Source organism: Glycocaulis sp., from assembly GCF_052168375.1.
Taxonomy (GTDB): domain Bacteria; phylum Pseudomonadota; class Alphaproteobacteria; order Caulobacterales; family Maricaulaceae; genus Glycocaulis.
On sequence record NZ_JBQLZR010000335.1, the window covers coordinates 1 to 10,025 of the forward strand.

The 10,025-nt window shown below is 63.3% G+C and carries 12 protein-coding genes; 10 read left to right on the forward strand and 2 right to left on the reverse strand.

Annotated features, from left to right (window positions below):
* Positions 1–33: 33 nt before the first annotated feature.
* Positions 34–765, reverse strand: a complete 732-nt coding sequence (locus ACTS2Z_RS13950) for a DsbA family protein (protein WP_442573810.1) — start codon at positions 763–765, stop codon at positions 34–36.
* Between the two features lie 160 nt (positions 766–925).
* Between ACTS2Z_RS13950 and gatC the strand changes: the two genes are divergently transcribed.
* From gatC to ACTS2Z_RS13975, 5 genes are read left to right on the forward strand one after another with little or no spacing between them, the layout of a single operon-like run.
* A complete protein-coding gene (gene gatC / locus ACTS2Z_RS13955) occupies positions 926–1,213 on the forward strand; it encodes an Asp-tRNA(Asn)/Glu-tRNA(Gln) amidotransferase subunit GatC (protein WP_442573811.1) in 288 nt (95 codons plus the stop codon).
* 6 nt (positions 1,214–1,219) lie between these two features.
* Positions 1,220–1,822 (forward strand): hypothetical protein, encoded by a 603-nt coding sequence (locus ACTS2Z_RS13960; RefSeq protein WP_442573812.1) that lies wholly within the window; start codon positions 1,220–1,222, stop codon positions 1,820–1,822.
* Positions 1,822–3,300 carry an Asp-tRNA(Asn)/Glu-tRNA(Gln) amidotransferase subunit GatA gene (gene gatA, locus ACTS2Z_RS13965; RefSeq protein WP_442573813.1) on the forward strand — a complete coding sequence of 493 codons (1,479 nt, stop codon included), beginning with the start codon at positions 1,822–1,824 and terminating at the stop codon, positions 3,298–3,300. The genes ACTS2Z_RS13960 and gatA overlap by 1 nt, the downstream gene beginning before the upstream one ends.
* A gap of 4 nt (positions 3,301–3,304) precedes the next feature.
* Positions 3,305–3,532 (forward strand): hypothetical protein, encoded by a 228-nt coding sequence (locus tag ACTS2Z_RS13970; RefSeq protein WP_442573814.1) that lies wholly within the window; start codon positions 3,305–3,307, stop codon positions 3,530–3,532.
* Positions 3,529–4,524: an NADPH:quinone reductase gene (locus tag ACTS2Z_RS13975; protein ID WP_442573815.1), complete on the forward strand. Its 996-nt coding sequence runs from the start codon at positions 3,529–3,531 to the stop codon at positions 4,522–4,524. Before ACTS2Z_RS13970 ends, ACTS2Z_RS13975 begins: the two co-directional genes overlap by 4 nt.
* 4 nt (positions 4,525–4,528) lie before the next feature.
* Here ACTS2Z_RS13975 and ACTS2Z_RS13980 read toward each other — a convergent pair whose 3' ends face one another.
* Positions 4,529–4,939 carry a hypothetical protein gene (locus ACTS2Z_RS13980; RefSeq protein WP_442573816.1) on the reverse strand — a complete coding sequence of 137 codons (411 nt, stop codon included), beginning with the start codon at positions 4,937–4,939 and terminating at the stop codon, positions 4,529–4,531.
* 191 nt (positions 4,940–5,130) lie between these two features.
* Here ACTS2Z_RS13980 and gatB point away from each other — a divergent pair, with 191 nt between their 5' ends.
* The 5 genes from gatB to ACTS2Z_RS14005 form a co-directional block, all read left to right on the forward strand.
* Positions 5,131–6,636: an Asp-tRNA(Asn)/Glu-tRNA(Gln) amidotransferase subunit GatB gene (gatB, locus tag ACTS2Z_RS13985; protein ID WP_442573821.1), complete on the forward strand. Its 1,506-nt coding sequence runs from the start codon at positions 5,131–5,133 to the stop codon at positions 6,634–6,636.
* Between the two features lie 73 nt (positions 6,637–6,709).
* Positions 6,710–7,075 carry a response regulator transcription factor gene (locus ACTS2Z_RS13990; RefSeq protein WP_442573817.1) on the forward strand — a complete coding sequence of 122 codons (366 nt, stop codon included), beginning with the start codon at positions 6,710–6,712 and terminating at the stop codon, positions 7,073–7,075.
* Between the two features lie 96 nt (positions 7,076–7,171).
* Positions 7,172–7,717 carry a DUF4199 domain-containing protein gene (locus ACTS2Z_RS13995; protein ID WP_442573818.1) on the forward strand — a complete coding sequence of 182 codons (546 nt, stop codon included), beginning with the start codon at positions 7,172–7,174 and terminating at the stop codon, positions 7,715–7,717.
* A 220-nt stretch (positions 7,718–7,937) separates the two neighbouring features.
* Positions 7,938–8,903: a LysM peptidoglycan-binding domain-containing protein gene (locus ACTS2Z_RS14000; protein ID WP_442573819.1), complete on the forward strand. Its 966-nt coding sequence runs from the start codon at positions 7,938–7,940 to the stop codon at positions 8,901–8,903.
* Positions 8,904–8,965: 62 nt separating this feature from the next.
* Positions 8,966–10,025: ABC transporter transmembrane domain-containing protein (locus ACTS2Z_RS14005; RefSeq protein ID WP_442573820.1), on the forward strand; the 1,060-nt coding region annotated here is incomplete at its 3' end.

Consider the following 10,025-nt stretch of genomic DNA (forward strand, 5'->3'; position numbering starts at 1 on the left):
GCTTCACCATGCCACCGAATACCCGCGCGCAAGCTATTCCTCGGCGCGTGACCGGAAATACTCGATGATTCGCGCAAAGCTGTCGCCGGTGAATTGGGCCGGGATGGTGCCCTGCTCGTCCTCGATCGGGGTGTTGCCCGCGAAATAGACGACGCCGGAGCCGTCAGGAGCCCGGTTCGGCTCCACGCGCACCCCGTTGATGATGAAGCTGGGGGTGGAGTTGATGCCGTCGCGTGCGGCGCGCTGGTTGGATTCGTTGATCTCGGTGACCGCGCTCTCGTCGGACATGCAGGCGCGGAACTCCGCGTCCGACAGGCCGGCCGAGCTGGCGATGGTCTGGAATTGCTGACGGGCGCGCCCCTGCTGGGCAGCCATGAAGATGGCCTGCTGCTGCTCGAAGAGCACGTCGAGCACGTCGAAATAGCGGTCCTCACCGGCACAGCGCGCCAGCATGAAGCCGGCGAGCGCCAGTTCGGCAGAACCGGTGAGCATCTCGCGGAAGACAAGGCGCAGCGTGCCGTCCTCGATATACTGGTTCAGCGTCGGGTGGACCCCTGCATGGAAGGCTGCGCACCCGCCGCAGGCGGTGGAGGCATACTCGATCATGACGACAGGCGCATCGGCCGAGCCGCGGGCAAAATCGCCTTCGCGCTCATAGGCACTGCGGCCATCGACAGCACCGGAATCACCGCCACAGGCGGCAAGGGCGAGCGCGGTGGCAGCGGCAAAGGCGGGAATGACAGTGCGGGCAAGGGCGAAGGCCATGGCATATGCTCCATTTGGCGGGCGCAATGTGCGGTTTCGCGGCAATCTAGCCATAGCGTGCAGCCCAAGGCCAGTGGCGAGGGCAGGAGCGCTTGCGCGCGGGCATGTGCATTGTTAGTCAGGCCGCTGGTTTTTCCTGTCTAACTGGAGTTACGCGTCCATGTCCGTTACCGAGGACGATGTCCGCCGGATTGCCCGGCTTGCCCGTATCGCCGAACCGAAGGACCGCGTGGCCCAGCTCACCGGCGAGCTGAACGGCATTCTGGCCTGGGTGGAAATGCTGGACGAGGTCGATGTCGCAGATGTCGAGCCGATGACCACGCCGGTCTCTACCCCGCTGCCGATGCGCGCCGATCAGGTGACGGACGGGGAAATCCCCGAGAAAGTCCTGAAGAATGCGCCGCGCGCCGAGGAAGGCTTCTTCGTCGTCCCGAAGAGCGTGGAGTAGGCGGGTATGCGTTCGATGGCGGACGACCTGCCACCGAAAACCGAGCACTTCGAGATCAGCTGTGAATTCACCGTTCACGGCTGGGTTAACATCAATCTGCACACCGACACCGGTGTGACCCCGATCGAATGGGTCAGCTATGTCGGTTTCACGTTCAATGATTTTGCGGCGTCGGCACTGGAAATCGCCACAGGTCGTTACAAGGCAATCGGTCGCTATCAGGCAACTGAAATCGTGGCCGACCACGAGCCGGATGTGACCACTATTACCGTGTCGCGGGAGTATCTCTATCCCCGGACCTTGGAGGAGGAGCAATATGTGCTGCGAATTGACATTGCACACTCACACAATGGCGACGTCAGGGCTTTTTGCGTATCACCGGACCTCTTTGCCAGCGCCGTGTACTCTTTTTTAGCAGGTATTCGTGACGGGATGGGCATCGACGCTTATTACAAGGCTTACGGCGAGGAAGAGTTTCCTTCGAAAGCGCTCGCAGCGTTGGAGGCTGCAATCCAAACCCCGGCGACGCCAAAACCGCCCCCTGATATGAACGGGGCTATAACCATAACGATTGGCGGCGGTGCCGAACCGGACGAAAGCAAAAACTGATGACTGACCTGTTCTCCCTCTCCCTCCTTGAAGCCCGCGACGCGCTGAGCAAAGGCGATGTGTCCAGCGCGGAGTTGACCGCAGCCCATGTGAAGGCGGCTGAGGCCGCGCAAGGCACGCTCAACTGCTTCACGGTGATCGATCCTGACCATGCGCTTTCCATGGCGAAGGCCTCCGATGTGCGCCGGGCCAAGGGCGAGGCGGGCGTGCTGGAAGGCGTGCCGCTGGTCATCAAGGATCTGTTCGCGGTCAAGGGCGTCGAGACGACGGCCTCGTCCAACATCCTCAAAGGCTTCAAGCCGGAATACGAATCGACCGTCACGCAGAATCTGTGGGACGCGGGCGCCGTGATGGTCGCGAAAGCGTCCATGGACGAGTTCGCGATGGGCTCGTCGAACGAGACGGCTGCGACCGGCCCTGTAGTCAATCCATGGCGGGCCAAGGGCTCGGACGAAAAGCTGGTGCCGGGCGGGTCGTCGGGCGGGTCGGTGTCGGCGCTGTCAGCCGGTATCGGCTATGGCGCGACGGGCACCGATACGGGCGGCTCCATCCGCCAGCCTGCAGCCTTTACCGGTCTTGTTGGCGTGAAGCCGACCTATGGACGCTGCTCGCGCTGGGGCGTGGTGGCGTTCGCCTCCTCGCTCGACCATCCCGGCGCTTTCGGCAGATCAGTGCGTGACAGCGCGCTGCTGACGCAAGTCATGGCAGGCCATGACCCGAAGGATTCCACCAGCTATCCCGGCGCCGTGCCGGACATGCTCGGCGCATGCGACAAGCCGGTCAAAGGCCTGCGCATCGGCGTGCCGAAGGAATACCGGGTGGACGGCATGCCGGGCGAGATCGATGCGCTCTGGGAAAAGGGTGTAGAATGGCTGAAAAGCCAGGGCTGCGAGATCGTCGACATCTCCCTGCCGATGACGAAATACGCGCTGCCCGCCTACTACATCATCGCCCCGGCGGAAGCCTCCTCCAACCTCGCGCGCTATGACGGCATGCGCTACGGCGTGCGCGTCGAGGGCGAGGACCTGATCGACACCTACGAGAAGACGCGCGCCGCAGGCTTCGGCAAGGAAGTCCAGCGCCGCATCATGATCGGCACCTATGTGCTCTCGGCGGGCTATTACGACGCCTACTATGTGAAGGCGCTCAAAGTGCGCCGCCGCATCTATGAGGATTTCCAGGCCGCGTTCGAGAAGGTCGATGCGATCCTGACCCCCACCACGCCGAGCGCCGCGTTTGGTATTGGCTCGAAGTCCAAGGCAGACCCGATCGAGATGTACCTCAACGACATCTTCACGGTGACAGCCAATATCGCCGGCATCCCGGCGATGAGCGTGCCGGCCGGCCTCGACGGGCAAGGCCTGCCACTGGGTCTTCAGGTCATCACCCGGGCGCTAGACGAGGAAACGATGTTCTCCGTGGCTGCGGCCATCGAGGATGCGGCAGGGTTCACGGCCAGGCCGGAGAAATGGTGGTAGGGTCATGAACCCCACGATCATCCTCATCCCCTTGTGCGGCTGCGCCATACTGGGCGCCGCGATGCTGTCGGGCCGGTTTGGCGAGAGCGCAGCTTCGCGCGCCATCGGCTTGGCGCTGTTGCTGGTGGGTGCAGGCGGTATCGGCACGCTCCTGTTTGCCCGCAGGCTGAAAGTGTGGGTTGATGGTCTCGCGGCGAACGCCCGCAAAGCCGATCAGGACGGACCTGAGTGAAAGCCATCTGGTATGAAAAGCAGGGTGCAGCCAGCGATGTGCTGACCCTTGGCGAACGGCCTGAACCGCAGCCTGCGCCCGGCGAAGTGGCCGTGACGGTGCAGGCGTCCGGCGTGAATCCGTCTGACGTGAAGATGCGCGGCGGTGCGCGCGGCCCCATGGCTGTCCCGTTACAAATTCCCCATTCCGATGGCGCAGGGATCATCAAGGCGGTGGGTGAGGGGGTCGATCCGGCCCGCCTCGGCGAGCGGGTCTGGCTCTATAACGCGGCCTATCGCCGGTCTGGCGGTTCATGCGCGGAAACCTGCGTGCTGCCAGCGAGCCAGGCCGTGCCGCTGCCGGACCAGATTTCGGTGAAGGCGGGCGCGGCGCTGGGCATCCCCGCCATGACGGCGCACCGGGCGCTGTTCTGCAATGACGGCGTCGCGGGCAAGAGCGTGCTGGTCACGGGCGGGGCGGGCGCGGTCGGCCACAGCGCGATCCAGATCGCCAAATGGGCAGGCGCCGAGACGATCATCACCACCGTGTCGAGCGCCGCAAAAGCGGCCATCGCCATGGCGGCGGGCGCCGATCATGTCATCAATTACCGCCAGCAGGATGTGGTGGAAGCGGTGAAGGCCGCGACTGATGGCGCAGGCGTCGACCACATTGTCGAGGTGGAGCTGGGCGGCAATCTGGCCCAGTCAGCGCAACTCATCGCCGAGCATGGCACGATTGCCTGGTATGGCTCTGAAAGCTCGCGCGAGCCGGCCTTTCCGGCCTACCCGCTGATGTTCCGCAATGTCAGCCTGCAGGGCATTTTCCTCTACTCGATCACCGCGGCGCAGCGCGATGCGGCCATTGCCGACATCACCAGCGCGCTGGAAGCGGGATTGCTGCGCCCGTTGATCGATTCTGTCTGGTCTCTGGAAGACACCGTGAAGGCTCATGAGCGCGTGGAAAGCGGCGAGCGCTCCGGCGCCGTCATCGTGCAGCCGGGCGGGGCGGGCTGACGTCTCAGACGCTGCTGGAAGGGATGATGGTGAAGCCGTCTACCGGCTCCTCCTCGACATGTTCGTGATACATGTCCATCCAGATCACGACTGTGCTGCTCCCCTCGCAGGTAACGCTGTACATGTCGACGATCCCGCCATGCGGGCTTCGCCCGCCACTGCCGATCCGGCGATAGCCCGGAGCGTCTCCACTGGCGCAGCGCAGGCGGTCCAGATAGGCGCGCTGGCCTTGCGGCATCCGTGCGCGCACCGGGTTCTGCTCGCTGCCGAGCGATCCAGCCGCAAGTTCCAGCTGGGCTATGGCGGGCTTGTTGTCAGGCGCAGTTGCCAGTGCGGTGCTGTCTATTGACGGGCTGGTGGCCCCACAGCCTGCCAACGCGATCGTGAGTGAGGCGGCAGCCATAATTCGTAACACCACAGGTTTTCCTCCACTGGCTTTACCCCATGAGACTGCATTAAAGGCAATGAGGCAAGCGCGTGGCCGATGCCTTTTGCGCGCTGCTGCCTGGGGTCCGGCACACAATCTGAGCAAAAACCCTAGCCAAATGCGCGCTCACGCGACATTAGATGAACCCGTTGCCAACCCGCCAGCAGACGAGACTTGCAATGCCGCTCGATGATGCCTCCCACCGCTACACCCTTTCCGGCGCCACGGGCGACTGGGAGCTTGTGATCGGCCTTGAGGTCCACGCGCAGGTGCAGTCGCAGGCAAAGCTCTTCTCCGGCGCATCAACCAGCTTTGGCGCGGCGCCCAACACGCATGTCAGCCTCGTCGATGCGGCCATGCCGGGCATGCTGCCGGTGATCAATGCGCACTGCGTCGAGCAGGCGGTGAAGACTGGCCTTGGCCTGAACGCGCAGATCAACCGCTTTTCGCGCTTTGACCGGAAAAACTATTTCTATCCTGACCTGCCGCAGGGCTACCAGATCAGCCAGTTCCAGTTCCCCATCGTGGGCGAGGGGGAGATCGTGTGCGAGCGCGATGACGGCTCGCGCTTCACGGTCGGTATCGAGCGCCTGCACCTGGAACAGGATGCCGGCAAGTCGATCCACGATCTCGACCCCAACGCCACCTATGTGGACCTGAACCGCTCCGGCGTCGCGCTGATGGAGATCGTCTCCAAGCCGCATGTGCGCTCGCCCATCGAGGCGGCAGCCTATGTGCGCACGCTGCGCACGATCCTGCGCTATCTCGATACGTGCGGCGGCGACATGGAAAAGGGCCAGATGCGCGCCGACGTGAACGTCTCGGTCTGCCGTCCCGGCCAGTACGAAAAGTTCCGTGAAACCGGTGATTTCAAGCATCTCGGCACGCGCTGCGAGATCAAGAACGTGAATTCGCTGCGCTTCATCATGCAGGCCATCGAGTATGAGGCCCGCCGCCAGATCGACATCATTGAGGAAGGCGGCACGATCGAGCAGCAGACCCGCCTGTTTGACGCCAATACCGGCGTCACACGCGCCATGCGCTCCAAGGAAGAGGCGCATGATTACCGCTACTTCCCCGATCCGGACCTGTTGCCGCTGGAGCTGGAAGAGAGCTTCGTGGAAAAGATCCGCGTGAACCTGCCCGAACTGCCCGAAGCCAAGCGCAAGCGCTTTGTCGAGGTGCTGGGCCTTTCCGAATACGATGCCTCGGTGCTGACCGCCGACAAGGAGCGGGCAGACTATTTCGAGGCGGTGATTGCGGGCGCAGATGCGAAGCTGTCGGCCAACTGGGTCAATAACGAGCTCTTCGGGCGCCTGAACAAGGAAGGCCTCGCCATCACCGAGAGCCCGGTCAGCCCGGCGCAGCTTGCCGGCCTTGTCAGCCTTATCACCACCAATGTCATCTCCGGCAAGATCGCCAAGGACGTGTTCGAAATCCTCTGGGAGGAGGGCGGCGACCCGGCCCAAATCGTGGAATCGCGCGGCCTGAAACAGGTCACCGATACCGGTGCCATCGAGAAGGTGGTGGACGAGCTGATCGCGGCCAACCCGGAACAGGCCGAGCAGGTGAAGGTGAAGCCGCAAACGCTCGGCTGGTTTGTCGGCCAGGTCATGAAGGCGACGGGCGGCAAGGCCAACCCGCAAGCGGTCAACGAGATACTGAGGAAGAAGCTGGGAGTCTGATCGTCTGGGAAGCCGGCGCACGATATGGAAGTCGGCGGCGCTGTATGCGCTGCCTCTGGCCGCTGGCGTGTTCGTGCTGGAATGGCTTGAATTTCGCTATTTTTCCCGCGCATTCGGCTTCGAGATTTTTCTTGGGCTTGTGGCACTCGGCTTTGCCGGCCTTGGCGCATGGCTTGCGATAACGTTGACGCGGCGTGCGCCAGCCACTGCCGGCTTTGAGTGTAACGAGGCCGCGCTCGTATCGCTCGGCATCACCAGCCGGGAGCATGAAGTCCTCACGCACCTCGCCAGGGGCCACTCGAACAAGCAGATCGCACGCGCCCTTTCGTGTTCGCCCAACACGGTCAAAACCCACATATCCAGCCTTTACCGCAAGCTCGAGGCCGCGGGGCGTGTCAGTGCCATCGACAAGGCGCGCCTGCTCGGCCTGATCCCCTGAAAGGGTGATTTCGCGCCAGATCACCCGTTCGGGTGATTGCCGGTTTCCCCTTTCTGCGGCTTGTCTGACGGGCCATTGCATCAAGGGAGGCTTCAAATGGGACAGGCCGGTTTGCGTTACATTCTTATTTTCGGATCCATCGCGGGACTTATCGTCAGTGCGATGCTCGTGCTCGGAATGGTTCTGGGTGCCAGTGGCGGTGCGTTGGGGATGGCCTTTGGCTATCTTACCATGCTCGTCGCCATGTCCTTCGTGTTCGTCGGCGTGAAGCGTTACCGCGATATCGAGAAAGGCGGGGTCATCCGGTTCTGGCCGGCCTTTGGCATAGGCTTCCTCATCGCTCTGCTGGCAAGCCTGTTCTACGTTCTCACATGGGAGGCCTATACGGCCTATAGCGGCGGCACGTGGATGAGCGACTACATGGCCGCCACGCTCGAGGCGCGGCGTGAAGCCGGTGCTTCGCCTGAGGAAATCGCTGCCCTGTCCGCACAGATGGAGAGCTTCGCTCAGCAATACGCCAACTGGTGGTTCCGCATGCCGGTGACGCTTTCGGAAATACTGCCCGTGGGCGTAATCGTGGCGCTGGTGTCCGCCGGACTGCTGCGCAATCCGCGCTTTCTGCCGGCTCGCGCCAGGGCCTAGTCAGCAGGCCTTCGCAAACGGGGTTTGCAAAACCCTCATCATGCGGCATCTGGGGAGAGGCTTTTTGCAGCCTCTCCCTATTTTTGCCATGCATGGTGTGCATGACTGAACGGGCAGGGGGACGCATAGAAGCGGCCCGCGCCTTGCAAGAGGCGTAGGCAAAACTGGTCACCGGGTGCCCTTGCGCGATTGTCACGGGCACGCCGTTGCGGAGAATTCCATGGCTGCCACTCGCTCCTTCATCATCGCTGCTGTCCTGCTCGTCGTGGCTGTCGGCGCGGCCGCTCTCTACATAGCGACCCGTCCGTCGGCCGACCCCGAACTCCAGGCTGTGCCTGAGGTGAGCGAGCAGGCGAGCGAGGAAGCGCCCCGTCCTGCCGCCACCAGCCTTACCCCGCCCAGCTTTGATGTCGTGCGCGTGGATGCGCGCGGCAATGCCGTGATTGCCGGACGCGGCGCGCCGGGCGCAAGTGTCGGCCTGCTGGCCAATGGCGATGAGCTGACCCGCACCACCATCACGCCCGCTGGCGAATGGGTGATCATCCTTCAGACACCGCTGCCTGCCGGCACGGTGGAGCTGAGCCTGATGATGCGCACGCCGGACGGGCAGGAAGTGCGCTCTGACCAGGTGGTGGTCGTGTCCGTGCCTGCGTCCCGCGATGAGACGCCTTTGGTGGTGCTGGGCCGTCCGGGCGAGGCGAGCCGCGTGCTGCAAGGCCCGCAGGACGGCGTTGGTACCGGACCGCTGGTCCTCGAGACGGTCGACTATGACGAGAATGGCTCGGTGATCTTCTCCGGCCGCGCCGAACCGGGCGCCGGCGTGCGAATCCTCGCCAATGGCGATGTCGTGGCCGAGACCGAGGCCGACGAGGCGGGCCGCTGGAGCGTGGCGGCCAATACCGGTTTCGCGCCGGGTGTCTATGACCTGCAGATCGACCAGCTTGACGCGGACGGGCGGGTGACGGCCGTCATCGCCCTGCCGTTTGAACGTGCCACGCGTGAAGCGCTGGCCATGGGCGGTGAACGCGTTGTCGTGCAGCCGGGCAATTCGCTCTGGCGCATTGCGCGCCGCCTCTATGGCGACGGCTTCCAGTACACCATCATCTACCAGGCCAATCGCGAACAGATTCGCGATCCTGACCTGATCTATCCGGGCCAGATTCTGGCCGCGCCGGGCGAGGAATAATTTCGCGCCTTCCTCGCCTCAAGCCCATTGTTAGCTTTGGCTAAACGGCCTATGCATGGGCCATGGCAACACCTACCGACGTCATCAAAACCCCCGATGGCCAGCAGCCCGAAGGACGCCTTGGCGAGGCCATAGTCCGGGTCATGGGGATATTGGCGTCGAAGGACATGGCCCGCTGGCGTTTCCGCATGGTGGTGGCCTTCCTGATGACGGTTGTCGCCAAGCTTCTCTCCGTGTGGGCGCCCCTGTTGTTCGGTGACGGCATCAACGCCGTCATTGCGGGTGTGGAAAGCGGTGCGGACTTCGCCTTCTGGGCCTTTGGCGGGGCTTTCCTTGCCTATGCAGCAGCCCGTTTTGCGTCGGCTTCCGCGCCGCAATTGCGCGATGCCATGTTCGCGACCGTCTCCCAGGACGCCCAGCGCCTGATGGCGGTCAAAGGCTTCCTGCACATCCAGTCGCTTTCCTTGCGCTATCACCAGACGCGGCGCGCCGGCGCGGTGAACCGCATTGTCGACCGGGGTGCAAACGCGGTCGACTTCCTGCTGCGCTTCCTTGTCTTCAACATCGTCCCGTCTGTGGTGGAGCTGATCATCGCCGCCATCCTCGTGGCGGTGCGGTATGGCTGGATGTTTTCGGCCATCATTGTGTCGGTTGTGGTGACCTATGCGCTGGTGACGTGGTTCCTCACCGAATGGCGGGTGAAGCTGCGCCGCCAGATGAACGAGGCGGACAATGAGGTGAATGCCCGCGCCGTCGATATCCTTGGCAATTTCGAGACGGTGAAGGCCTTTGCCGCCGAACGGCGTGAGGCTGAGCGCTATAATGCCGCCAAGGCCCGCTATGCGCAGGTTGCCGCCAAGTCGGACCAGAGCCTCAACACGCTGAACATCATCCAGAGCGCCATTATGAACGGGGGCCTTCTGGGCGTGGCGCTGGTCGGCACCGTGCTGGCCCTGCAAGGGGATTTGCAGGCAGGCGATATTGCCGCGCTGACCCTGCTCCTGATGACCGTCTACCAGCCTCTCAACATTCTGGGCTTTGCCTACCGCCAAATCCGTCAGGCGGCGGTCGACCTTGAAAAGCTGTTCCAGACCCTGACGCTGGTTCCCGATGTGCAGGACA

Bases quoted from the DNA above. Each gene is read 5' to 3' on its own strand.
- ACTS2Z_RS13950 (WP_442573810.1), bottom strand. From the start codon at position 765: ATGGCCTTCGCCCTTGCCCGCACTGTCATTCCCGCCTTTGCCGCTGCC.
- gatC (WP_442573811.1), top strand. From the start codon at position 926: ATGTCCGTTACCGAGGACGATGTCCGCCGGATTGCCCGGCTTGCCCGT.
- ACTS2Z_RS13960 (WP_442573812.1), top strand. From the start codon at position 1,220: ATGCGTTCGATGGCGGACGACCTGCCACCGAAAACCGAGCACTTCGAG.
- gatA (WP_442573813.1), top strand. From the start codon at position 1,822: ATGACTGACCTGTTCTCCCTCTCCCTCCTTGAAGCCCGCGACGCGCTG.
- ACTS2Z_RS13970 (WP_442573814.1), top strand. From the start codon at position 3,305: ATGAACCCCACGATCATCCTCATCCCCTTGTGCGGCTGCGCCATACTG.
- gatB (WP_442573821.1), top strand. From the start codon at position 5,131: ATGCCGCTCGATGATGCCTCCCACCGCTACACCCTTTCCGGCGCCACG.
- ACTS2Z_RS13995 (WP_442573818.1), top strand. From the start codon at position 7,172: ATGGGACAGGCCGGTTTGCGTTACATTCTTATTTTCGGATCCATCGCG.
- ACTS2Z_RS14000 (WP_442573819.1), top strand. From the start codon at position 7,938: ATGGCTGCCACTCGCTCCTTCATCATCGCTGCTGTCCTGCTCGTCGTG.